Raw genomic sequence first — 24,288 nt, forward strand, 5'->3', positions numbered from 1 at the left:
GCTGTGGAGGTCTTGGCGCCAGGGATGGCGCCATGAAGCCTCCAGGGATGGATGCACGGCGTCCTCCACAGCAGGTTGGTATGGCACAGCGGTCGGGGCGTGGCTACATCTCGCGCTGGTCTTAAAACAGCAAAAATTAACGCGGCAGGTTAGTCTTCCCTTGCAACCACTTATCGACGGCGTGGGCGCATTGGCGACCTTCGCGGATAGCCCAGACGACTAGCGATTGGCCGCGACGCATATCGCCGGCGGCGAAGACCCCTTCAACATTGGTCTTGTAAGCCTCCTCGCCTTCAGTCGCGCCACTGACGTTGCCACGCTCATCAAACTGCAGACCTGCCTTCTCCTCCAATTCGGCAAGCATGCCGGCTCGCACGGGGTGGACAAAGCCCATAGCGAGGAAGACAAGATCAGCCGGCATCTCGGCTTCAGTTCCTGGTACTTCGCTCATTTGCCAGTTGCCTTGTTCATCCTTGTGCCACTCAACCTTGGCATAGCGGATGGCCCGCACATTACCACTCTCGTCACCAACAAACTCCTTGGTCAGGAAGTTCCACATCCGCTCACATCCTTCCTGGTGTGATGACGAGGTGTTGAGCTTATGCGGCCAGTATGGCCAAGTAAGCTCCTTGTCCTCTTTTTCCGGAGGCTTATTGAGGATCTCAACTTGGGTGACTGAGCGGGCGCCGTGCCGATTAGAGGTGCCGACACAGTCTGATCCGGTATCACCACCGCCGATGACGACTACATGCTTATCATGAGCATCGATGAATTGGTCATCCGGGACGTAGACCCCCTGTACCCGTTTGCTATTGGCGGTCAAAAACTCCATGGCAAAGTGGATGCCGTTGAGCTCGCGACCGGGGACTGGTAGATCTCGCGGTTCTTCGCTGCCACCGGCGAGGACCACAGAATCAAACTGTTTACGCAGTTGCGAGACCGGTATGTCGACCCCGACGTTGGTCAAGGTGTGGAAGTGCACTCCCTCAGTGCGCATCTGTGCGATACGCCGATCGATATGCTTCTTTTCGAGCTTGAAATCGGGAATGCCGTAGCGTAATAGGCCCCCGATGGCATCGGCTTTCTCGTAGACATCGACATTGTGGCCGACCCTAGCCAGCTGCTGAGCACACGCCAAACCGGCAGGGCCGGAACCGACTATAGCGACCCGTTTGCCGGTCCTGCGGCGGGCTACCTGGGGCCTAATGAGGCCGTTCTGCCAAGCCTGATCGACTATGCTGCACTCGATAGTCTTTATAGCTACCGGGTTGTCGTCGAGGTTTAGGGTGCAAGATGCCTCGCACGGTGCCGGGCAAATCCGTCCGGTGAACTCGGGGAAGTTGTTGGTCGAGTGGAGTTCGGTAATGGCTTGTTCCCACTCCCCGCGGTAGACCATGTCGTTCCAGTGTGGAATAAGGTTATCCACCGGGCAGCCTTGGTGGCAGAAGGGGATGCCACAGTCCATGCATCTCGCCCCCTGCTCACCTACCTGCTCCCTGCTCAAGGGTATGAGGAACTCCCCGTAGTGGTAGATGCGCTCGCAGGCAGGTTGATAGCCGTACTCTTGGCGCTCGTATTCCAGGAATCCAGTTTGCTTACCCATTGACTGTGCTCCCCTCCAGAGCTTGATGAAACTTCGGCGGCCTGGTGGGCGCCGGCGGCTGGGCTTGTTGAGCCTCTATCTCGTTAAGTGCGCGACGGAAGTCGAGCGGCATAACCTTGATGAATTTCGGCAAATAATGCTCCCAGTCATCGAGTATCTCGCGGGCCCGTTGGGACCCGGTATAGGACAGATGCCGCTCGATAAGTGTCCGCAGGCGTTTAACATCGTGGCGGCGTGGATCCTCATAGATGTCTATAGGTTCATTGCGCTCTGCTTCCTCGATGCTCTCCAGGTACTCCTGCTCCGGATCAATAGGTTGCAAGTCAACCATGGTCTGGTTGCAACGCTCGGCGAAGCTACCTTCTTCATCAAGGACATAAGCTATGCCTCCGGACATTCCGGCGGCAAAGTTACGGCCGGTTGAACCCAAGCAGATCATGACACCACCGGTCATGTATTCACAGCCGTGGTCGCCAACCCCTTCAACCACCGCGGTTGCCCCGGAGTTACGGACGCAGAATCGCTCGCCGCCGACTCCGCGGAAGAAGCATTCGCCACTGATTGCGCCGTAGAGGACGGTGTTGCCGACTATTATGTTGTGCTCGGCAACCTTGATGCCGGCATTTTCGGGTGGATAGATTATTATCCGACCGCCAGATAGCCCCTTGCCGACATAGTCGTTGGCGTCTCCGGCCAGTTCGATGGTGACACCGCCAGCCAGCCAGGCGCCGAACGACTGGCCGCCGGTGCCCTGTGCCTTAATATAAATGGTGTCGTCGGGCAAGCCCGGGTGGCCGTAACGTTCAGCGATACGCCCGGATAGCATGGTGCCGACGGTGCGGTTGTAGTTGTAGACCGGGGTTTCGATGTGCACCGGAGTCCCATTATCCAGGGCTGGTTGGGACTGCTTGATGAGGAAATGATCAAGGGCTTGTTCCAGACCGTGATCTTGTTCCTCGCAATTATAGACGGCAACACCAGGGACGGCCTCAGGCTTGGCCAGGATGCCGGAGAAGTCGAGGCCGTTCGCCTTCCAATGGTTGATGGCGCTGCGCTTCTCGAGGCGATCAGATTGGCCGATCATCTCGTTGACGGTACGGAAGCCGAGCTTGGCCATTATTTCCCGCACCTCTTCAGCAACGAAGAAGAAGTAATTTATCAGGTGTTCCGGCTTGCCGCGGAACCGGCGCCTTAGCTCCGGGTCCTGGGTAGCCACTCCGACCGGACAGGTGTTCAGGTGGCACTTACGCATCATAATGCAGCCCTGCACTATCAGCGGCGCTGTAGCAAAGCCAAACTCGTCGGCCCCGAGCAAGGCCCCTATGACTACATCCCTGCCGGTACGCAAGCCGCCGTCGACTTGCAGCGAGACACGCCCCCGCAAACGGTTGTGGACCAGCGTTTGGTGGGTTTCGGCAAGGCCAATCTCCCAGGCGCTGCCGGCATGTTTGATCGAGGTCAAGGGGCTGGCGCCGGTGCCGCCATCATAGCCGGCGATAGTGATCTGATCGGCATGGGCTTTGGAAACGCCTGCTGCGACCGTACCTACGCCCACCTCAGAGACCAGTTTGACCGATATCCGCGAGCGTGGCTGAACATTCTTCAGGTCGTGGATCAGCTGCGCGAGATCCTCAATGGAGTAGATGTCGTGGTGGGGCGGTGGCGATATTAGACCGACCCCTGGTGTAGAGTGGCGCACCTTAGCGATATTGCGATCGACCTTGTGGCCGGGCAGCTGGCCGCCTTCGCCCGGCTTGGCGCCTTGGGCGATCTTGATCTGAATATCGTCGGAGTTGGCTAGGTACTCGGCGGTAACTCCGAAGCGCCCGGACGCTACCTGCTTGATGGCCGAACGTTCGGGGTTCATCGAACCGTCTTCGAGTGGCTCGAAGCGTTCCGGCTCCTCACCGCCCTCGCCGGTGTTAGATTTTCCGCCTAAGGCGTTCATTGCCTTGGCCAGCGCTGAGTGGGCTTCGTAGGATATCGCCCCGAATGATATGGCACCAGTAGAGAAGCGTTTCACGATCTCGCTGGCCGGTTCGACTTCTTCAAGGGGGATCTGCTGATCTGCATATTTGAAGTCCATCAGCCCACGCAGAGTGAGTAGCCGCTCGCTTTGATCGTTGATCAGTTGCGTGAATTGGGCGTACGTCTGGGCGTCGTTGGCGCGGGTAGCGTGCTGGAGCTTGGCGATCGCATCCGGGGTCCAGGAGTGATCTTCGCCGCGCAGCCGGAAGGCGTACTCGCCGCCGACATCGAGGTGATCGCGATAGATATCGGCCCCGCCATAGGCACTGCTGTGCCAGCGGACGGCTTCTTCGGCGACCCCCTGGAGGCCAACCCCTTCGATGCGGCTTGGTGTGCCGGTGAAGTACTTGTCGACGAACTCGCTGTTAAGGCCTACAGCATCGAATATCTGTGCCCCGCAGTAGGATTCCAGAGTGGAAATGCCCATTTTTGACATGACTTTCAGCAGTCCCTTGCCAACAGCGTTGATGTAGCGCTGCTGAGCCTGCTCAAAGTTTAGCTGCTCGGGTAGCTGAGGCAGGATCGATTGAATGGTGTCGAAAGCCAGGTAAGGATTAACGGCCTCAGCGCCATAGCCGCACAGGGTGGCGAAGTGGTGAACTTCCAGCGCAGCCCCAGTTTCTACCACTAACCCAGAGCTGGTGCGCAGGCCGTGGCGGGTTAGGTGGTGGTGGACTGCCGAGGTGGCAAGCAGCATGGGGATCGGAATATGATCTAGGTTGGTGTTGCGATCCGAGAGGATGAGGATGTTGTAGCCGTCAAGCACCGCCTGTTCGGCCTTCTGGCAGACATTTTGTAATGCATCATGCATGCCTGCGGCACCCTCGCTGGCCGGGTAGCAGACATCGACCGTGCGGGTACGGAAGGCGCCACCGGAGCTGTATTCGATATGCCTTATGCGCTCCAGGTCTTCATTGGTTAGTACTGGCTGCGAGGTCTCTAGTCGCCAGTTTTGACCAGCCTCATCAATGCCGAGTAGGTTGGGGCGCGGGCCGATCATGCAGACCAGCGACATCACCAACTCTTCGCGAATCGGGTCGATTGCCGGATTGGTTACCTGGGCGAAGTTCTGCTTGAAGTAGCTGGACAGATGTTTGGGCCTGGAGGATAGTACAGCTAAAGGATTGTCAGCTCCCATTGAGCCGACCGCCTCAGCGCCGGAGCTGACCATGGGGTCGAGGAGAAATTTAATATCTTCCTGGGTATAGCCGAAAGCCTGCTGCTTATCGAGCAACGTTGTGGCATCGGGTGCCATGGGGCCAACGCTGGTTGGCAGTTCTTCAAGGCGGATTTGGGTGCGGCGCAGCCAATCGGTATACGGATGTGCCTCAGCAAGTTGCGTTTTGATCTCCTGGTCGCTGATTATCCGCCCCTCTTCCAGGTCGATGAGCAGCATAAGCCCCGGCTGCAGGCGCCATTTCTGGACTATCCGCTCCTCGGGGATGTCCAATACCCCCATCTCGGAGCCTAGGATGACTAAGTCGTCGTCGGTTACCAGGTAGCGCGCCGGACGCAGGCCGTTGCGGTCGAGGGTGGCGCCAATTTGGCGTCCATCGGTGAAGGCAATTGCTGCGGGGCCATCCCACGGCTCCATGAGCGCTTCGTGGTACTCGTAAAATGCGCGGCGCTTATCATCCATGAGGATATTGCCTGACCAGGCCTCGGGGATAAGCAGCATCATGGCGTGGGCGAGTGAGTAGCCGCCCATTACCAGAAGTTCCAGGGCGTTATCGAAGCAGGCAGAGTCAGACTGACCCTCTGGGATAAGTGGCCAGATGGTGTCGAGGTCATCACCGAGGACTTTGGAGCGCATGGTGTGGCGGCGCGCTGCCATCCAGTTGACGTTGCCGCGCAAGGTGTTGATCTCGCCGTTATGGCAGATCATGCGGAATGGTTGCGCTAGGTCCCAGGTCGGGAAGGTGTTGGTGGAAAAGCGCTGGTGGACCAGTGCTAGGGCGCTGACAAAGCGCTCATCCTGCAAGTCGCGGTAGTAGTCGCCGACTTGTCCGGCAAGGAGCATCCCCTTATAGGTTATGGTGCGCGACGACATTGAGGTGACGTAGTAGTCACTGACTTCATAGCCGGCATCCTTGATGGCATTATCCATGCGCTTACGGATAACAAATAGTTTGCGCTCGAAGGATTCCTGATCAGGGCAGTTGTCGCCACGACCGATGAACAGTTGGCGCACTAGCGGCTCGCTGGGCAGAACAGTCTCGCCCAGATCGCTGTTATCCAGCGGCACGTCTCGCCAGCCGAGGACCTTTTGGCCGCCTTCTTGAACGTGGTCCTCAACTGTTTTCTGTAATTTGGCACGCTGTTGTTCATCGCGGCTAAAAAAGACCATTGCCACGCCGTAGTCGCCTACCGCAGGCAACTCAAAATCCACCTCAGCGCGGAAAAAGTCGTCGGGTATTTGAACCAAGATGCCGGCGCCGTCGCCTGCCTTAGGGTCTGCGCCAACTGCTCCACGATGGTGCAGACGTTCAAGAATCTCCAACCCCTGCTCAATGATGCGATGGCTTTTCTGATTGCGTATGTGGCAAACGAATCCGATACCGCAGGAGTCGTGTTCTTGAGCTGGATCGTAGAGACCCTGTTGGTTAGGTAAGGCGTGGAAGCTCATGGTTGACCTCTCTAGCAACTGCCAGCGGATCGACGCTGGCACCGTCTCTGTTGGCTGTGTCCGTTGGTTATGCGCAGCCGCGTTCTGCTCAGCATGTTTTAGCGGGCTTGGGAGGGTAATTGGAAAAGGCTCGTAGCGCCACTCTTTTTTCGCATGAAGAAGGCTGACCTCGCCCAAATTATGCCCTTATTGTACCGCGGCGTATAGTCGCACTCAACGGTTTTGGGTACTTATTGCCCATCGATTTCTTACAACTACTTGACCAGTTGCCTGTTGCAGGGTACGTTTTTCTCGATTATTGTTCACTGCACAATAAATCGGATCGTTCCTCAGGCAGCAAACGGGTGGGTGTACTTTAGTGACTTCGATGAGCCTGCAAATTGCGCTAGCCGGCGGCGTCATGGCCGCCCTGGGCGTATTATTGGCGGCAATTTTGGCAATTGCCAATCGCCGTCTGTACGTCTATGAGGATCCGCGCATTGACGAGCTCGAGGATATGTTACCACGCGCCAACTGCGGTGCTTGTGGGGTTGCAGGCTGTCGGCCATTTGCGGAGGCCCTTGTTGAAGGGCGCTTGGACCCGTCACGCTGCACCGCCAATTCCGAGGAGATGAATCAGGCAATCGCCAGCTTCCTCGGTGTGGATATGGGTAACAGGGAGCGCATTGTGGCTCGTCTGGCCTGTGCCGGTGGCACCCATGTGGCGGCGATGAGGGCCCGTTATCAGGGCTTGAAGTCGTGTCGAGCCGCGGCTCTTGTCGCTGGTGGTGGCAAGGGTTGCTCATGGGGCTGCCTAGGTCTGGGTGATTGCGAAGTCTCCTGCAAGTTTGATGCCATACGCCTTAATCGCTATGGACTGCCAGTGATCGATCCGAGCCGCTGCACGGCGTGCGGTGATTGTGTCGATGTTTGTCCAAAAGATTTACTCAGCCTGCAGCCTGAAAGTCATAGGCTGTGGGTCAACTGCCGCAACCAGGATCCGCAGGATGAGGCCATGGCTCAGTGCGAAGTCGTTTGTACTGGCTGTGGCCGCTGTGCTGCCGACGCCCCAGAAGGGCTTATTCGCATAGAGCGTAACCTCGCGGTTATTGATTACGAGAAAAATGCCCTGGCTTCGCCCGTTGCTATTGAGCGTTGCCCCACAGGAGCCATTGTTTGGCTAGAAGGGGATAAACCACGCAAGGGGGCAGGGGCCCGTAAGATTATCCGCAAGGAGTCGCTGCCACGTATGGAGCCATTGCCCCGCGTTTAACGGGGTCGCGCGCAAGGCGAACACCACCGCCGGCCAACAAGCCGGTGGCAAGGTATGCCTCGCCTTGCTGCACGGGGCTTACTGAATCTGAATTGAAAAACTTTGGACGGCTTTTCGCGGCCGGCATAGAGGGAGGCGACATGCTCTTTAAACGCAAAATCTCGCCAGAGATGATTAAATATCAGGGGCTTCGCGGCGCCATGGATGGGAATACCGCGATTATTCAATGTGAGCGTGAGGCATCAGATGCTGCCGGTGCCTATCCCATTACCCCTTCCACCGACATGGGTGAGATGTGGGCAGAAGAGGTCTCCAAGGGGCACATTAATATTTCCGGGCGGGCGCTAAAATTCATTGAGCCCGAGTCGGAGCACGCGGCAGCTGCGGTAACTGCCGGCTTGGCCATGACCGGCATGCGTGCAATCAACTTTTCCTCAGCGCAGGGCGTGGCGTTTATGCACGAATCGCTCTACGCCGCTGCCGGTAAGCGCCTGCCGTATATCCTCAATATCGGTTGCCGGGCCATAACCAAGGGCGCACTGAACGTCCACGCCGGCCACGACGACTACCACTGTATTGACGATACCGGCTTTTTCCAGCTCTTTGCCAAGAACGCTCAGGAAGTTGCCGACCTCAATATCATTGCTCACAAGATAGCTGAGCTGGCCCTTAACCCGGGTGCGGTTGCCCAGGACGGCTTTCTGACTACCCACCTGATCGATTCTCTGCGCGTGCCGGAGCGTGAGCTCATTGCCGAGTATCTCGGGCGCCCGGATGACTGGATCGAGTGCCCGACCCCAGCACAGCGTATGATCTTCGGCGATAAGCGCCGGCGTATCCCGGCGATTTGGGATGTCGATAACCCGATGCTCTCCGGTTCGGTGCAGAACCAGGACTCCTACATGCAGCAGGTCGCCGGGCAGCGACCCTATTTCTTCGATCACCTCACTGAGATCGCCGATAACTGCATGGAGGAGTTCTTCCTCTTGACCGGCAGGCCGTATCAGCGGGTCTCCGGCTACCGGGTTGATGATGCCGAATATCTGATTATGGGGCAGGGCAGCGTGGTCGCTACTGCCGAGGCCATCGCCGATTATCTGCGCGAGACTCGGGGAATCGCGGTTGGCGTAGTTAACTTAACCATGTTCCGGCCGTTCCCAGGCGCGGAGTTGGCCGAATTGCTGCGCGGTCGTAAAGGGGTAGCGATCCTAGAGCGGGTAGATCAGCCTTTGGCCGAAGACCTGCCACTGGCGCGCGAGACCCGGGCGGCTTTGACAAAGTGCCTGGAGAATCGGGTCGCCGGCAAGGGTAAGCCGTATCCCGACTATCCGGCCTTTAGCGGCGGTGAGATGCCGCGCATCTACTCGGCAGCATTTGGCCTCGGTTCCCGCGACCTGCAGCCGGAGGGGCTGATTGCAGCAGTCGAGAATATGCTCCCCGATGGTGAGCAGCGCACCTTCTTCTATCTGTCGGTCGATTTCGCCCGGCCCAATCCGGCGACGCCGAAGCAGGAACTGCATCAGCAGAATCTGCAAGAGGCCTATCCCGGGATCGAGAAGATGGCCCTGCGCGGCTCGGAAAACCCGAGTCTGCTGCCGGAAGGCTCGATTACTGCCCGGCTCCACTCGGTCGGTGGCTGGGGTGCCATGACCACCGGCAAGAACTTGGCTATGACCTTGTTCGATTTGCTCGACTTCCACATCAAGGCCAACCCCAAGTATGGTTCGGAGAAGAAGGGTCAGCCGACCACCTACTATCTTGCCGCTGCCCCTGAGCCGATCCGGGTCAGCAGCGAGCTCAAAGAGGTTGAGGTGGTACTCTCCCCGGACCCGAACGTCTTCGACCACTCTAATCCATTGGCCGGTCTGGCCAAGGAGGGGGTGTTCATCATCCAGTCCAATCTCGACAGCCCTCAGGCGGTGTGGGAGAGCTTCCCCGCTGCTGCACAGCGCTATATCGTCGAGAACGATATCCGCGTCTTTTATCTCGATGCGTTCCAGATCGCCCGCGATGAGGCCTCGGATGCCGATCTGCAGTTTCGGATGCAGGGCATAGCGTTCCAAGGGGCATTTTTCGCCGCATCGCCACTTATGGAGCGCCGTGGACTGACACGTGAATCACTATTCCGGGCTATTGAGCAGCAGTTGCAAGAGAAGTTCGGCAGCAAAGGGGCTCGCGTGGTGGAGGATAACCTGCGGGTGGTGCGCCGTGGTTTCGATGAGATCCACGAGATTACCGCTAAGCAGTTAGGTGGTGAGGTTATCCCCGCCGGTGAGCAGAACCGCCTGCCGGAAATGCCGGTTATGCTCAAGCGGCTGCCGCAATCGCAGAATGCTAGCTCGGATATCCACCGCTTCTGGGAGCAGACCGGCAGTTTCTATGTCGCCGGGCAGGGTAGCGATAACCTCGTCGATCCGTTCATGGCCCAGTCGCTGATCCCGGCCTCGACCGGCATCTATCGGGACATGACGCAGGTGCGCTTTGAGTATCCGGCCTGGGATCCGAGCAAGTGTACCGCCTGCGGTGACTGCTACGCAGTCTGTCCGGATACCGCCTTGCCGGGTCTGGTAAACACCATCGGCGAAGTCCTCGATACCGCGGTGCGGCGTATCGAGACCGGCGGTCGGCCGACCCGCCATCTGCGCCGCGCGGTTCGCGATCTTGAGAAGCGTTTGCGTAAGGCGTTGCTCGAGGTCGGGGAAGAGGCCGATGTGCGCGCTGAGCTCGATCGCTCGATCGCTGCCCTGCTCAGCGAGAGCGATCTGCAAGAGGGTGATAAGCAGCGCTTAGAGGAGGAGCTGGGCTGGCTGCGCGAGAGCCTCGGCAGTTTCCAGTTCGCGGCTACCAAGCCGTTTTTCACCGCGCAGGAGAAACGTCAGCCAGGCAGTGGCGGGCTCTTTTCGCTGACCGTCAATCCTTATACCTGTAAAGGCTGTATGGAGTGCGTCAGCATCTGCGAAGAGGATGCCCTCGAAGCAGTCACACAGACACCTGAAGATGTCGAACGGATGCGCCAGCAGTGGGATTTCTGGCTCGACCTGCCCACTACCAAGCCGGATTACATCCGCATTGAGGATATTAATGAGGGGATTGGTGCGCTAGAGACGCTTCTGCTCGATAAGAGTGCCTACAATTCGCTCAACTCAGGCGACGGTGCCTGCCTCGGCTGTGGTGAAAAGAGCGCGGTGCATCTGTTTACCGCTACAGTTACAGCCCTGATGCAGCCGCGGGTGAGAGAGCATGTGGCGAAACTCGACGATCTGATTAATCGCCTCGAGCAACATGTTCGCCTCAAGCTCGCCGACGGCATGGATCTGTCTGATTTCGGCGCCGTTAGCGAAGTGGTGGCGACGCACGCCGATAAGGATCTGACCCTCTCGCGGTTGTCGAGTGCACTCGATCAGGGCAGCGGGGCGCAGAATGTCGATCCCGATTGGCTGCGCTGGGTCAGCGGCTTATTGGCCAAGCTTAAGGATCTGCGCTGGCGCTATGTCGAAGGTCCAACGGGGCGCGGTCGCGTTGACATGGGTATTATCAATGCGACTGGTTGTACCTCGGTATGGGGTAGTACCTATCCCTATAACCCCTACCCGTTCCCGTGGACCAGCCACCTGTTCCAGGACAGCCCATCGATGGCCATCGGCATCTTTGAGGGGCATATGCAGAAGATGGCCGAAGGCTTTAAGGCCGTGCGCATGGCTGAGCTGGAGCTATCCGGCAAGTACGATCCGGCGACCCACGATGAGTTCTTCGCTCAGTTCAATTGGGAAATGTTCAGCGACGAGGAGTATGAACTCTGTCCGCCGGTGGTTAGCCTCGGTGGCGACGGGGCGATGTACGACATCGGCTTCCAGAACCTCTCGCGGGCTCTTATGTCAGGGTTGCCGATCAAGGTCCTGGTTCTCGATACGCAGGTCTACTCCAACACCGGCGGCCAGGCCTGTACCTCTGGTTTTATAAGCCAGGTCTCAGATATGGCGCCGTACGGCAAGGCGTGGAAGGGTAAGGATGAGATCCGTAAGGAGATCAGTCTGATCGGCTTAGCGCACCGCACGAGCTACGTGGCGCAAGGGACGATCAGCAACGTTACCCATCTGTTGGAGAGCTTTATTGAGGGTCTGAATACGCGCCGACCGGCGATATTTAACGTCTACGCCGTTTGTCCGCCAGAGCACGGAGTTGGTGATGACGTTGCCTTCTTGCAGTCGAAGATGGCGGTTGAGTCACGCGCTTATCCGCTGTTCCGCTACAACCCGGATCGCGGTACCACCTTCCGTGAATGCAGCGATTTGGAGGGTAACCCGGACATTGAGCAAGATTGGCCAGAGTATACCCTGCGTTACCTCGATGATGATGGCAACGAGCAGAGCATGGAACTACCCATGACCTTTGCCGACTTTGCCCTGACTGAGGGCCGCTTCCGCAAGCACTTCAAGCAGGTACCGCCGGAGAAGTGGAGTGATGAGATGATCCCCTTAGTTGAGCTGCTGGAGCTCTCTGAGGAGGATCGCGAGGGGCTGTTCCCTTACATCTGGGCGGTCGATAAGAATAACCGCCTGGTTAAGGTGATTGTCTCTGAGGAGTTGGTCCTCTCCACCGAGGAGCGGCGTGATTTCTGGTATCAGCTCAAGGGGCTGCTCGGGCTTGATAGGCAGGAGCCGAACGCTGAGCAGATTGCGGCGCAGACCCGCCAAGAGATGGCGCAGCGGATAAGTGCTGCCCTGGTCTCTTTGGCAAGCGGTGAGGGGTCCGCTGATCTAGCCGCCAACTTGGAGCAAGCGCCGGCGCTGCCTAGCTCTGATGGTGGCGGTCAAGCGCAGGGGTCTGGCGGTGATTCTGCCCAGCCGGCTGGTTTGGACTGGGAGTATGAGCCGGTTTGGGTGGAGAGTAACGAGTGCACGGCTTGCGACGATTGTATAGACGTCGCCCCGGGGGTCTTTGCTTACGACGATAACAAGCAGGTTATCGTCAAAAACCCCAAAGGGGCAGCGTTTAAGGACATAGTCAAGGCCGCGGAGAAGTGCTCGTCGTTTGCGATCCATCCGGGGACGCCGTTCGATCCTAACGAGCCGGGCCTCGATAAGCTCATGAAGCGGGCACAGAAGCTTAATTGAAGGCTCAATCTGCTCATGAGAGGGAAACCATGGGGCTTTTATCTTACTTGACAGGTCTTACCTTTCCCCGGGGGGTGCATCCCCCCGGGTTAAAGGATGACACCCGCGAACTGCCCATTAGGCGCATGGCCTTCGCCCCGCGTATGGTGTTGCCTTTGGATCAGCACTTCGGTCCAGCTGCGCGGGCCTTGGTGGCCAAAAACCAAGAGGTGGTGCGTGGCGAACCAATAGCCGAGGCTGTGGATGATGATTCCGTCCCTATTCACTCCCCAGTGACCGGGACGGTTGAGGGCATTGAGCTGATGCCTACTGCCCGCGGACCTAAGGCTGAGGCAATTATCCTGCGTGCTGCACCAGGCGACAGTCAGCACGTGCGGTGGGTAAAGCCGCAGGACCTGGCTAAGTGCAGTGCTCGCGAGCTGATTGAAGCTATTCAGCAAGCAGGCATTGTCGGCCAAGGCGGAGCGGCCTTTCCGACACACCGTAAGCTGCGGGTGCCTGATAAATATCCGGTCGATACGCTAGTGATCAACGGTTGTGAGTGTGAGCCTTATCTAACCGCTGATCACCGCATCATGCTTGAATATGGTCAAGATGTTATTGCTGGCATCCGCTTGGCAATGCGTGCGGTACGGGCTGAGCAGGCCATAATTGGAGTTGAGGATGACAAACCGGAAGCTATTGCAGCGTTGCGCGAGCATATCAAGGCTGACGATGCTATAAGCGTAGTAGAGGTGCGCAGCAAGTATCCGCAGGGCTCGGAAAAGATGCTGATCAAGGCCCTGCTAGACCGGGAGGTCCCCTCGGGGTGCTTTCCCTATCAGATCGGTGTAGTGGTCAATAACATCGGCACCATGGCCCAAATCGGCCAGCTCCTACCTCGCGGTCAAGGGTTGATTGAGCGGGTTATTACGGTCGCCGGGCCAGGCGTGGAAAAGCCTGGCAATTACATTGTTCCTATCGGGACGCCGCTGCGTTATTTACTTGAGAGCGTTGGCTATCCTAAGGATGATCCGAGCCGGATAATCCTTGGCGGGCCGATGATGGGCAGTACTGTTGCAGCCCTTGATGTTCCGGTCACCAAAAGCATTTCGGGAGTTATAGTTCTGCCGGAGGGTAGTGAGCTGGATCCGGCGCCGCGGATCCAGCCGTGTATCCGTTGTGGTGACTGTGTGGACGTGTGTCCTGTGGGCCTTAATCCGGCCGACTTGGCAAGGCTAGCCGCAGCTCGTCAATATGAGGTGATGGAAGAAGAGTACAATCTTAACGATTGCTTTGAGTGTGGCTGTTGCAGCTTCGTCTGTCCGTCGAATATCCCCCTTGTGCAGTACTTCAGAATTGCCAAATCCCTCAATCGGGAGCGAATGTCTTGACTCCACCGCGGATCGAATTAAAAAGCTCGCCGCATATGAAGCAAGCGAGCAGCGTCGAGCAGATTATGCGCAACGTGGTCCTCGCGCTGCTGCCGGTTTGCGGTTTTGCGGTCTATCACTTCGGGATCAGCGCGCTGGCGTTGATGGCGACCACCACCTTGGTCTGTGTGCTGACCGAGCAGCTATTCACTCGCCTCTCGGGTAAGCCTAGTACCATCAGCGACTACAGCGCGGTTATTACCGGGCTACTCCTCGCGTTGACTCTGCCGCCGGCGTTTCCTCTGTGGATGGCAGCTCTATCAGGCTTCTTTGCCATATCCCTAGGCAAAATGCTGTTCGGCGGACTGGGCTTTAACCCGTTTAACCCAGCCCTGATTGGCCGAGCTTTTGCCACGGCTGCCTTCCCTGAGGCCTCGTCGACCTGGACTCAGGCAGGGCTGCCGGAGCGCTTTAGTGAGTTCCTCCCGTCTACGCTCGCGCTGCCCTTTACCACGCCAGCCTCAGTCGATGCCTATACTACGGCAACGCCTCTTGGCGACTGGAAATTCGGGGACGTCCATGCTCCGGCTTGGGATCTTTTTACAGGCATGACGCCGGGGTCATTGGGCGAAACCTCGGCCCTAATCATCCTGCTCGCAGGCCTCTACTTGATAGCCCGGCGGATGCTCGACTGGCGCATCCCGGCTGCTGTCCTGGGAGGGGCATTCGTTACGGCGGCGCTGTTCTATGCCGTTGATCCGGATCACTTCCCAACGCCCTGGTTTGTCTTGCTATCAGGCGGGATGATGTTGGGCGCGGTGTTCATGGCCAGCGATATGTCCTCCTCCCCGGTTACTCCGGCCGGGGTCTGGATTTATGGCCTATTGATAGGTTTTCTGGCGGTAATTATTCGTTTCTTCGGTGGCTTGCCTGAGGGGGTCATGTACGCCATTTTGCTCGGCAACGCGATGGTTCCGCTGATTGAGCGCTATACCCAGCCGCGCACTTACGGTAAGCGGGGCAGGAGGGGTGTATGACTGAGCAGAACGGCACTAATCAGACAACCTCTCAACCAGCGCCGACATCAAGCGCTAAACTTATTGCCACCTTAGGCACTATTGCGTTTTTGTCCGGCCTGCTAGTAGTGACTGTAGTAGAAAGTACTCGCGAAGCGATTGAGGAGAACCACCGCATTGCCCTTGAAAGGGCAGTCTTCGATGTAATTCCCGGGGCGGAAAAACAGCGTACCTTCATTGTCACCGATGATGGTCTGGTCGACGCTGACAAAAACGATGTTGATGGTCAGGAGATATACGCTGGCTATGATGCCGATGGCGTCCTGCAAGGTGTTGCTATTGAGGCCTCAGGTCGCGGCTACGAAGGGGAAATCCGTTTGCTCTACGGCTATCAACGGGAGAAGGAGAAGATTGTCGGTATGACCATCTTGGAGAGTCGCGAAACCCCCGGGCTAGGTGATCGGATTGAGACAGATGAGAGATTTCTCGCTTCTTTCGATGAGTTGCAGGCGGCGCTAGATGATGCCGGCAAGGGTCTGGCGCACGAGATAGTTACGGTCTCCCCAAGTGAGGCTGATCAGCCTGGTGAGATAGACGGAATCACCGGTGCCACGGTCTCTGCGGAGGCGGTAGGCAAGATCATTAATAGCAGCGCCAACGAGCTTCTGCCCTCGATTGCCCCGCATTGGGCGGATATGGAAAGGGAGCAGTGATGGCCTCCAAGAGTGATAAAACGCCGATAACCATGGACACCTTCCTTACTGGCTTATGGAAGGAGAATCCGGTCTTCGTCATGCTCCTTGGCATGTGTCCGGTTCTGGCGGTTACCAACTCCGTGGAGAACGCCCTAGCTATGGGGCTGGCGACTACCTTTGTGTTGCTCTGTTCTACAGGAATGGTGTCGATCCTGCGTAGCTTGATCCCTAAAGAGGTTCGCATAGCCTCTTACATTGTAATTATTGCCACTTTTGTCACGGTAGTAGATTACATTATCCACGCTGTCAGCCTGGAGATATACAATCAGCTAGGGGCCTTCATCCAGCTTATTGTGGTCAACTGCATGATATTGGGGCGGGCAGAGGCCTTTGCTTCCCGCAACCGCCTTAGTAAGACCCTGGTCAATTCGCTTGGCATGGGGGCTGGATTTACTTTTGCCCTGCTTTGTCTGGGCTCGGTAAGAGAGCTGTTAGGGTCTGGTGAGCTTCTCGGCTATCAAGTGTTTGGCGATTCATTCGAGCCGTGGATAATAATGCTTTTGCCTCCGGGTGGGTTTTTTGTGCTGGGTGGCTGGTTGTTGCTCTTTGCCTGGATAAAGGAGCGCCAACAGAACCGCGAGTCCCAAAAACGCGCTGATGAGGAGACTAGCCATGTCCGGTGAGTCGCTACCGTATATTTTTCTCAATGCGGCGATAATAAATAACTTCGTTCTCGCGCTCTTTTTAGGGATATGTCCCATACTCGGTGTATCGGCCAAGCTGAGTACCGCATTCCCGATGGGGGTGGCGACGGCCTTCGTGATGCTTATTGCATCAGTTTCGGCATGGCTCATTAATTTGGTGTTGGGTTATTTTGATCTGATGTTCTTGAGCCTTATTGCCTATATAGCCGTTATAGCCTCGGCCGTACAATTGGTGGAGATGACCGTTAAGAAGTTTTCGCCGGCCCTCTACCAGGCCCTGGGCATCTTCTTGCCGCTAATCACCAGTAACTGTGCCATCCTTGGTGTGGCGCTATTCCAGACCAGCTATGAGTTCGATTTTCTGCAGTCTTTATTTTATAGCCTAGGCGCCGGGGCGGGTTTTATACTGGCCATTGTTCTTATGGCTGGTTTGCGTGAGCGGATCGATTTGGCAGACGTCCCCTCAATAGCCCGAGGGGCGGCAATGAGTTTGATGCTGGCTGGGGTTTTGTCACTGGCATTTATGGGTTTTGCTGGGCTGGGCGGTTAATAGATGGTTAATTATCTGCTTGCAGTGGTGATCATCTTTCTTTTGCTCTGCGTTTGGGTAGCGGTACAACATGCTGCCCGGCGCTTCGCTCAGCGTCATCCTGAGCTAGAGCCGCAGCAGCAGAGCCGTGGAGATTCTCAGTCTGGTTGCGGGCTGTGTAGTCTTGCCCAGATGTGTAGTAACAGTAATAAAGGGCCCTAACTCCCCAGAGGGTGCCTCCAAAACTCCCCAGAGCCATCTAGCTGCCCCGGTATGGTGCCTCGAAAAACTTCGCCGGCGCCACCATCCGCCCCGGTGTGGAGGTCTTGGCGCCATGGATGGCGCCATGAAGCCTCCAGGGATGGATTTACGGCGTCCTCCATACCGGGGCAGCTAGATGGCTCCAGGGAGTTTCTGGAGGTTCCGCACCGGGGTCGGATAAAAAATCTGCCCCATGATTTATTGTGGGTAAAATGTCAAAATATCCAGATGAGGATATTTGGGCCTTTATATCGGTGGACAGTAAAGTGGGCGTCACATCGGCGCGCACCATGGGTGCTCGGCGGTGTGAGCGTTGCCGAGTCATCCGTCTTTCCTATCCCCCCCGATGTGCTATTAGCCCCAATGAGCCTGGCCCGACCGAATCGGGCCCTGCTGTTTGCCCTGATTGCTACCCTAGGCTCGGTAATTGGCGGGCTAGTAGGCTATCTGCTCGGTTATTTCGCTCTCTACCTAGTTGAGCCTTGGATAGAATCAGCCGGTTATGCCGAATCATATTTGCTAGCAGTTGACTGGTTTCAGCAATGGGGCTTTTGGGTTGTGCTAGTGGCCGGGTTTTCGCCTATACCGTATAAGGTATTCACTGTTGCTGCAGGAGCCACAGGGGTTGCTTTGCTGCCCTTTGTGTTAGGCTCATTAATTGGTCGTGGGGCAAGGTTCTTCCTTGTCGCTACGCTAGTTGCTTGGGGTGGGGCGCGCCTTGAGCCATGGCTATTGCGCCATGTCGAGCGCATCGGTTGGATAAGTGTGGTTGCCCTGTTGGTTGCTATGTTGTGGCTGCAGTACGGATAGCTTTACAAGAAGATCCCTAATGAATCGCCTTACTCTGCAGGCAGTAGTTGTCTTAATCCTCGCATCTATCGGCGCTGGTTGCGGGGCATTATGGCAAGGTGATTGGGAGCAAGATGGTGATCGGCGAATCTATTTGTATGAAGTAAAGCCAGGCGATACATTGCGCGGGATTGCTTGGCGACATGGCTTGCAGGTTGATCAGCTAGTCAGTTGGAATGAGATAGAAAATCCTGACCAAATTCAAGTCGGTCGTAAGTTGGTTCTTAATCCGCCTCGGGGCGTTGGGGATGCAGACGAATCGCGCCAAGCTAGGGCCGATGAGCCTACCACTGATCCCCCGCCACCTCCGAAGGATACACCAGAGCAAGAGCTAGACTGGCAGTGGCCGGCAAGTGGCGAGATTATACGTGCTTATGCAACAGATAGCGGTGGTAAAAGCGGGATTCAGATTGGCGGTGAAGAGGGGCAAACAATCCGTGCCGCATCCTCCGGGGAAGTGGTTTATAGCGGCAGCGGTCTGCGCGGATATGGGAATCTTATTATAATAATGCATGACGATAATTATGTGTCGGCATATGGTTATAATCGGGCACTCTTGGTTGGCGAAGGTGATCAAGTCAGCAAAGGTGATAGCATAGCCGAGATGGGTTATGCGAGCGGCGCGGATCGGGCTAGCTTGCATTTTGAGATCAGGATAGATGGTCGGGCTGTAGACCCGGAAGATTATCTACCTGAGCGCTAATGAGCATTGCCTGTGGATATATTTCGCGCGATCATGCTCGCTGTGCGCCTCTAAACAATGCACCGGGGCAAGCTGTTTGATCAGGCGCAGTTTTTAGAGGTTCCACGTGGTGACCCTGCATAATTTCCGGGAGGTTATAAGTGTCCCGTGCTCAAAATTACCAGCCGCATCCCTCCGAGTCTAAGGTAATCCTGGCCCTCGACCAAGGGACAACAAGCTCCCGTGCCATGGTCTTCAATGCCAGTGGCGAGATCGTCGCCGTCTCTCAAGAAGAGTTTACCCAGCTCTATCCGCAGCCAGGTTGGGTAGAGCACGACCCGGAGGAGATCTGGGCTACGCAGAATGCGGTCATGGGGCGAGCGCTGTTACGTGCTGGGTTGGACTGGTCTAAAGTAGCCGCGATCGGTGTTACCAACCAACGTGAAACGACTGTTGTATGGGATAGGGAGACTGGCCAGCCCATTTATCCGGCAATTGTGTGGCAAGATCGGCGTACCGCAGACATCTGCCAGAGATTGCAGGATGAAGGACTTGAGGAACTCTTTCGAAGCCGTTCCGGGTTGCTGCTTGATCCCTACCTCTCGGGGACCAAAATTCGTTGGATACTGGATCAGGTAACAGGGGCGCAGCAGCGCGCGGAGGCTGGTGAACTGGCCTTCGGAACCATAGATTCGTGGCTTATTTGGAAACTTACCGCAGGCCGAGTCCATGCTACGGATGCGACCAATGCCTCACGGACACTGTTGTTCGATATCCACAAAGGCGATTGGGATGATGAGCTTCTCGGCTTGCTTGGTATCCCTAGAGCAGTGTTGCCGGAGGTGCGCGATAGCAGCGGCTTTGCTGCTCCGATAAGCTGCCCCGGAATCCCTTCGGGAGCCGTCATAGCAGGGGTTGCAGGAGATCAGCAAGCCGCGCTGTTTGGCCAGATATGCAACCGTCCCGGTCTGGCTAAGGCTACCTACGGCACTGGTGGCTTTGTTCTGCTCAATACCGGCTCAACTGCTGTCCCGTCTGCAAACGGCCTCCTCACAACCATCGCCTGGCGCAGAGACGGCAAAGATCAGTACGCGCTTGAGGGCAGTGTTTTTATCGCCGGAGCTGTGGTGCAGTGGCTGCGGGATGGTTTGGGTATCATCCGTAAGTCCGCAGAGATAGAAGAGCTTGCTAGCAGTGTTCCCGACTCTGGTGGTGTACACTTGGTGCCGGCGTTCGTAGGATTGGGGGCGCCTTGGTGGGATGCGCAGGCGCGAGGGATCATTACCGGTCTTACTCGAGGTACATCGTCGGCGCATATTGCCCGCGCTGCCCTCGAGGCGATAGCTCTGCAGATATGCGATGTTGCGCAGGCCATGGAGGCTGATGCCGGGATGCAGCTAGAAGAATTGCGGGTTGATGGCGGTGCTGCTGCCAATGACTTGTTGCTACAGACTCAGGCCGACCTGCTCGGGGTGCCTGTGGTGCGTCCCCAGACCTATGAGACAACCGCGTTAGGTGCTGCCTATCTAGCTGGTTTGGCGGTGGGCTTTTGGCGCGATGAGGAGCAAATCGCCGCGCAGTGGCAGATGGAGAGACGTTTCGACCCAGCCATAACCAGAGGGCAAGCACAGCAACGAATAGATGATTGGCACCGGGCAGTTGCGCGGGCCAGGGGCTGACGGGGAGGTGCCATGACAAAAAAGTTGCATGTTTTGGTGGTAGATGATGCGAGCTTTACCCGCGATCTAGTAAAAAAAGGAGTTCGTGCTGGGTACCCGGGGTTTGTCATTCACGAGGCTGCCAATGGTCGTCAAGCCCAAAGTAAGCTCACTAATGGTGGCTATGATTTGGTCCTGTGCGACTGGGAGATGCCAGAGGTAAGTGGCCTAGAGGTGCTGGAGTGGATGCGCCAAGAGCAAGAGCTGGCGAAGATCCCGTTTGTAATGATTACCAGCCGTGGTGATCGTGAACATGTAGTTAAGGCTGTCGAAAAAGGCGCTACAAACTATGTAGTCAAGCCCTTTACTAATGAGAAGCTGCTCGATGCAGTTACTAAGGCATTGACGCGCAATCTCGGCATGTCAGCAAACCAACTGCGCAAGATAGGTGGCCTAGATAATCAGTCGAATGCGGGTGAATCGGCCTCAGTGCTCGCTGGCGGACTCTCGGGAGATCTTAGCATCGCCGAAAACATCAGCGCAGATAATGCGCCTGAGACTAGACGCAAGACGAAGGCGACGCCCCGAGATAAGGTTGTGGGTCAGATCCGCTATTCTGGTGGGGTAGTTGCGTGCCTGATAAAAGAGATTGATTTTTATCAGCTGGTTGGCATCATTAAGAAGCCTGACCAAGTACCTTGTGTACTTGAGCAGGCCGCATTTGATTTTACTACCGAGGATGATGGGCGAACCTCACGCATAAACGCGTATATATATGCTCTACAGGCAGGTGAGAAGCGTCAGGATACCGATTTCATTCGCATGACTTTGCGTTTTGTGGATGATGATGAGGATAAAAAGGATCACTTAGCCCACTATTTCGATATCATTGACGGTTGAGCACCTTAAGCAACCTTTCTAAGCGGGAGTCGCGGATGGATGTAGATACGGCCCAGGCGAACAAGCCAGATCCTGAAGAGATGGGAGCCAAGGCGTCGCAAGCAGCTTCTTTTCTTAAAACCGTGGCAAATGAGCGCAGACTGATGATTCTTTGTCATCTCGTAGATGGGGAACGCTCGGTCAGCGAATTGGAACAATTACTGCGGATGCGCCAGCCGGCTTTATCCCAGCAACTAGCCAGATTACGTGAAGAGGGTGTAGTTGCCACTAGGCGCGAATCGCGAACTATATACTATAGATTGGCAAGCACTGAGACTGAGATCCTGCTTGGCTGCCTGTACCAGCTGTTTTGCCAAAAAAGCGGTTAGGTTGGTGGACATGCGCTTAGATTTACATCCTTCAACATGACTGGCATTAGCTCAGCTGAGGGGGTTCTCCGGTTCGAGCCGGTACAGGCCGCCCGTATCCTGGCGTGGATGCGAGTCTCGGCCATACTCGGCAAATTAATCACCATCCTGTTCGTTCACTTCGGCTTTGGCCTGAGCCTGCCGCTAGGCCCAATGCTTCTGATAATTGCCGGCTTGGCGGCGTGGAATGCGGTAGCATTCATGCGCCTGCACAATTCGCCGGAGCAGATCACCCAATATGAGGTTTTATTCCACCTGCTGATAGACGTAGCGGCTCTGACGGCTTTGCTCGGCCTTGCAGGAGGGCCATCCAATCCCTTTGTCTCTCTCTATCTGGTTCCGGTAACACTAGCCACAGTGGCTATGCCAACTCGCCAGGCTATGGTGATTACGGTCCTTTGTGTGCTCCTCTATGGTCTCTTGCTAGGTATTTTCCTGCCCATGGAGGAACCACATCCGGTCTTGGGAGGTGATTTTAATCTCCACCTGATCGGGATGTGGGTAAACTTCGTCATTGCCGCCTGGATGATTACTGTGTTCGTGCGCTTTATGGCCTCTGTGCTACGCCGCCAGGATCTGCGGTTGTCGCGAGCACGTGAGAGCACACTGCGCAATGAGCAAATTGTGGCTCTTGGCACCGTGGCGGCTGGTGCCGCCCATCAGCTCGGGACACCCCTATCTACGATGTCCATGGTGATTGAAGAGCTACGCAATGAGCGCCGTGATGATGAGACTTTGCAGCAGGATCTGGAATTACTAGGTTCACAGCTTGCGGTTTGCAAGGAAACCTTGGAAGATTTGAAGGACGCTGGCGCTGCCGGAAGCGATCAAGGAGGAAGGACGGTATCACTGCGCCAGCATGTGGCAAGGATAATTGATACCTGGCGTCTCATGCATCCCAAGATACAACCAATGGTTGAGTATGAGGAGCCTTTTATTGATGTCCAGATAAGCCAGGATCCAACCCTGATGCATGCACTCCTTAATCTGCTTAATAATGCAGCGGAGGCATCTGTGGATAATGGCCGAAGTGGTGTTGAAGTAGCCATCACAAGTGATGGTAAGTTATTGACGTTGACTATTGACGACGAAGGAACTGGGCTAGATTCTGACCGCGTACGGCACGCCGGTAGGGTAATTCAGACGACTAAGCCCTCCGGAATGGGTATAGGATTGGTTCTGGCCAATGCGACAGTGGATCGTTTCGGCGGTCGGGTGACATTGATGGATTCACCGGAAGGTGAAGGGGCTAGAACCCGTATCGAATTGCCCTTGGAGAAGCTGGTCGCGGGGAGCGCAGGTACTTCAGGGGCTATGGCTAGATGGTAGAAGGAGGAAGACCATGCTCAATGGCCCATCAATCCTCATAATTGATGATGATACAACCTTTTCAAGCGTATTGGGGCGTTCCTTGTCCCGCCGGGGGTGTCAGATAGAATCTGCGGAAGAGCCGGAAAGCGCGCTGCAAAAGGCGCGAAGCATGCAGCCACAGTACGTCGTTTTGGATCTCAAATTGGGCGAATATTCTGGGCTAACCTTGGTTGAGCCGCTGAAAGAGACCCTCCCCCAACAGTCGCGCATCCTTATCCTTACCGGCTACGCCAGCATCCCTACCGCGGTTGAGGCCATCAAGCTCGGGGCCTTCAATTACTTACCCAAGCCCACCGATGCTGATACTGTGCTGGCTACACTTGAGGGTAAGGCCAGCGCGGAGGCTGAGAAGCCGCCTCAGCGGCCTATGTCCTTGCGTCGTTTGGAGTGGGAGCAAATCCAGCGTGTTCTCAACGAACATGATGGTAATATTTCCGCGGCGGCCCGGGCTTTGGGGATACACAGGCGGACACTACAGCGCAAGCTAAGCAAGAGGCCGGTGAAGCAATAGCCTTAAGGGTTGCCTCAAAAACTCCCTCGGCGCCATTAGTTGCCCCGGTGTGGAGGGGCGCCGTGAGCTCCATCCCTGGAGGCTTCACGGCGTCAACCCTGGCGCTAAGATCTCCACATAGGGGCGGCTAATGGCGCCGGGAAGGGTAGAAGAGCTCTTAACGAAAAGTTGAGGCTGAGGAGTAATATTGGCGTTACACCTTCATCAACTCAAATGTGGCAAAGACAGAGGAGAATCTCTTATGCGTAATTTAAAGGTTTGGGCTTGCACTGCTGCTCTAGCGGCTGTCGGCCTTGGTGGTGTTGCTCAGGCTGATGATAACGACAACAACAATAACAACGGTTTTGGTGGCCCAGATAAGTTGCTCGTTACCGTTACCTCGGACGACACCCATACCCAGGGCATGTCGATGATCCTTGCTACGCAGGCAGCTGAGCGTGGTCAAGAGGTCCGCGTCCTGATTTGCGGTAAAGGTACCGAGATGGCGGTAGGCCGTTACCGAGGGGAGAGCCTTGAACCGGCAGGTGCCAACCCCCAACAGATGCTCAAGCAGTTAATTGAGGAGTATGATGTAACTGCTGAGGTGTGTGGGGTATTTCTGCCTAATACGCGCTACAAGGAAGAAAACCTTATTGACGGGGTTGGAGTCGCTTCCCCCGAGGATATAGGCGAGTATATGGCTGACCCGAAGGTACGCTTCTTTACTCACTGATAGGGTGTTAAGGACTTT

The 24,288-nt window shown here is 56.2% G+C and carries 17 protein-coding genes; 15 read left to right on the forward strand and 2 right to left on the reverse strand.

All coding sequences use genetic code 11. The features are described from left to right. Nucleotides 1–136: 136 nt before the first annotated feature. Both HH1059_RS03975 and gltB read right to left on the reverse strand, forming a co-directional pair. Nucleotides 137–1,603: a glutamate synthase subunit beta gene (locus HH1059_RS03975; RefSeq protein ID WP_096408544.1), complete on the reverse strand. Its 1,467-nt coding sequence runs from the start codon at nt 1,601–1,603 to the stop codon at nt 137–139. Further along, nucleotides 1,596–6,257: a glutamate synthase large subunit gene (gene gltB / locus HH1059_RS03980; RefSeq protein WP_096410325.1), complete on the reverse strand. Its 4,662-nt coding sequence runs from the start codon at nt 6,255–6,257 to the stop codon at nt 1,596–1,598. Before gltB ends, HH1059_RS03975 begins: the two co-directional genes overlap by 8 nt. Before the next feature lie 367 nt (nt 6,258–6,624). Here gltB and HH1059_RS03985 point away from each other — a divergent pair, with 367 nt between their 5' ends. The 15 genes from HH1059_RS03985 (at nt 6,625) to HH1059_RS04055 (ending at nt 24,270) form a co-directional block, all read left to right on the forward strand. After that, entirely contained in the window at nt 6,625–7,509 is an 885-nt protein-coding gene (locus HH1059_RS03985; RefSeq protein ID WP_096408546.1) for an RnfABCDGE type electron transport complex subunit B, read from the forward strand. Nucleotides 7,510–7,649: 140 nt separating this feature from the next. Next, nucleotides 7,650–12,623: a 2-oxoacid:acceptor oxidoreductase family protein gene (locus tag HH1059_RS03990; RefSeq protein WP_096408549.1), complete on the forward strand. Its 4,974-nt coding sequence runs from the start codon at nt 7,650–7,652 to the stop codon at nt 12,621–12,623. 29 nt (nt 12,624–12,652) lie between these two features. Next, nucleotides 12,653–13,996, forward strand: a complete 1,344-nt coding sequence (gene rsxC, locus HH1059_RS03995; RefSeq protein WP_096408551.1) for an electron transport complex subunit RsxC — start codon at nt 12,653–12,655, stop codon at nt 13,994–13,996. Next, nucleotides 13,993–15,012 carry an RnfABCDGE type electron transport complex subunit D gene (locus HH1059_RS04000; RefSeq protein WP_231902014.1) on the forward strand — a complete coding sequence of 340 codons (1,020 nt, stop codon included), beginning with the start codon at nt 13,993–13,995 and terminating at the stop codon, nt 15,010–15,012. Before rsxC ends, HH1059_RS04000 begins: the two co-directional genes overlap by 4 nt. Continuing rightward, nucleotides 15,009–15,704 (forward strand): RnfABCDGE type electron transport complex subunit G, encoded by a 696-nt coding sequence (locus HH1059_RS04005; RefSeq protein ID WP_096408558.1) that lies wholly within the window; start codon nt 15,009–15,011, stop codon nt 15,702–15,704. The genes HH1059_RS04000 and HH1059_RS04005 overlap by 4 nt, the downstream gene beginning before the upstream one ends. Then, a complete protein-coding gene (gene rsxE, locus HH1059_RS04010; RefSeq protein WP_096408560.1) occupies nt 15,704–16,369 on the forward strand; it encodes an electron transport complex subunit RsxE in 666 nt (221 codons plus the stop codon). The genes HH1059_RS04005 and rsxE overlap by 1 nt, the downstream gene beginning before the upstream one ends. Beyond that, entirely contained in the window at nt 16,359–16,940 is a 582-nt protein-coding gene (locus HH1059_RS04015) for an electron transport complex protein RnfA (protein ID WP_096408562.1), read from the forward strand. Before rsxE ends, HH1059_RS04015 begins: the two co-directional genes overlap by 11 nt. A gap of 468 nt (nt 16,941–17,408) precedes the next feature. Further along, nucleotides 17,409–17,990, forward strand: a complete 582-nt coding sequence (locus HH1059_RS04020; RefSeq protein ID WP_096408564.1) for a YqaA family protein — start codon at nt 17,409–17,411, stop codon at nt 17,988–17,990. 19 nt (nt 17,991–18,009) lie between these two features. Next, entirely contained in the window at nt 18,010–18,732 is a 723-nt protein-coding gene (locus HH1059_RS04025) for a peptidoglycan DD-metalloendopeptidase family protein (RefSeq protein WP_096408567.1), read from the forward strand. 140 nt (nt 18,733–18,872) lie between these two features. Beyond that, nucleotides 18,873–20,390 carry a glycerol kinase GlpK gene (gene glpK, locus HH1059_RS04030; RefSeq protein ID WP_197710734.1) on the forward strand — a complete coding sequence of 506 codons (1,518 nt, stop codon included), beginning with the start codon at nt 18,873–18,875 and terminating at the stop codon, nt 20,388–20,390. Between the two features lie 12 nt (nt 20,391–20,402). Beyond that, a complete protein-coding gene (locus tag HH1059_RS04035) occupies nt 20,403–21,269 on the forward strand; it encodes a response regulator (RefSeq protein WP_096408569.1) in 867 nt (288 codons plus the stop codon). A gap of 35 nt (nt 21,270–21,304) precedes the next feature. Then, nucleotides 21,305–21,637 (forward strand): ArsR/SmtB family transcription factor, encoded by a 333-nt coding sequence (locus HH1059_RS04040; RefSeq protein ID WP_207148170.1) that lies wholly within the window; start codon nt 21,305–21,307, stop codon nt 21,635–21,637. Nucleotides 21,638–21,673: 36 nt separating this feature from the next. Beyond that, complete coding sequence (locus HH1059_RS04045; RefSeq protein WP_096408572.1) at nt 21,674–23,005, forward strand: ATP-binding protein; 1,332 nt, start codon at nt 21,674–21,676, stop codon at nt 23,003–23,005. Nucleotides 23,006–23,018: 13 nt separating this feature from the next. Beyond that, nucleotides 23,019–23,558 (forward strand): response regulator transcription factor, encoded by a 540-nt coding sequence (locus tag HH1059_RS04050; protein ID WP_096408574.1) that lies wholly within the window; start codon nt 23,019–23,021, stop codon nt 23,556–23,558. A 241-nt stretch (nt 23,559–23,799) separates the two neighbouring features. Next, on the forward strand, nt 23,800–24,270 hold the full coding sequence (locus HH1059_RS04055) for a DsrE family protein (RefSeq protein WP_096408577.1): 471 nt from the start codon (nt 23,800–23,802) through the stop codon (nt 24,268–24,270). Nucleotides 24,271–24,288: the final 18 nt, after the last annotated feature.

Source organism: Halorhodospira halochloris, assembly GCF_002356555.2.
GTDB classification, from domain to species: Bacteria; Pseudomonadota; Gammaproteobacteria; order Nitrococcales; family Halorhodospiraceae; genus Halorhodospira; species Halorhodospira halochloris.

Bases quoted from the DNA above. Each gene is read 5' to 3' on its own strand.
- HH1059_RS03975 (WP_096408544.1), bottom strand. From the start codon at position 1,603: ATGGGTAAGCAAACTGGATTCCTGGAATACGAGCGCCAAGAGTACGGC.
- gltB (WP_096410325.1), bottom strand. From the start codon at position 6,257: ATGAGCTTCCACGCCTTACCTAACCAACAGGGTCTCTACGATCCAGCT.
- HH1059_RS03985 (WP_096408546.1), top strand. From the start codon at position 6,625: ATGAGCCTGCAAATTGCGCTAGCCGGCGGCGTCATGGCCGCCCTGGGC.
- HH1059_RS03990 (WP_096408549.1), top strand. From the start codon at position 7,650: ATGCTCTTTAAACGCAAAATCTCGCCAGAGATGATTAAATATCAGGGG.
- rsxC (WP_096408551.1), top strand. From the start codon at position 12,653: ATGGGGCTTTTATCTTACTTGACAGGTCTTACCTTTCCCCGGGGGGTG.
- HH1059_RS04005 (WP_096408558.1), top strand. From the start codon at position 15,009: ATGACTGAGCAGAACGGCACTAATCAGACAACCTCTCAACCAGCGCCG.
- rsxE (WP_096408560.1), top strand. From the start codon at position 15,704: ATGGCCTCCAAGAGTGATAAAACGCCGATAACCATGGACACCTTCCTT.
- HH1059_RS04015 (WP_096408562.1), top strand. From the start codon at position 16,359: ATGTCCGGTGAGTCGCTACCGTATATTTTTCTCAATGCGGCGATAATA.
- HH1059_RS04020 (WP_096408564.1), top strand. From the start codon at position 17,409: ATGAGGATATTTGGGCCTTTATATCGGTGGACAGTAAAGTGGGCGTCA.
- HH1059_RS04025 (WP_096408567.1), top strand. From the start codon at position 18,010: ATGAATCGCCTTACTCTGCAGGCAGTAGTTGTCTTAATCCTCGCATCT.
- HH1059_RS04035 (WP_096408569.1), top strand. From the start codon at position 20,403: ATGACAAAAAAGTTGCATGTTTTGGTGGTAGATGATGCGAGCTTTACC.
- HH1059_RS04040 (WP_207148170.1), top strand. From the start codon at position 21,305: ATGGATGTAGATACGGCCCAGGCGAACAAGCCAGATCCTGAAGAGATG.
- HH1059_RS04045 (WP_096408572.1), top strand. From the start codon at position 21,674: ATGACTGGCATTAGCTCAGCTGAGGGGGTTCTCCGGTTCGAGCCGGTA.
- HH1059_RS04050 (WP_096408574.1), top strand. From the start codon at position 23,019: ATGCTCAATGGCCCATCAATCCTCATAATTGATGATGATACAACCTTT.
- HH1059_RS04055 (WP_096408577.1), top strand. From the start codon at position 23,800: ATGCGTAATTTAAAGGTTTGGGCTTGCACTGCTGCTCTAGCGGCTGTC.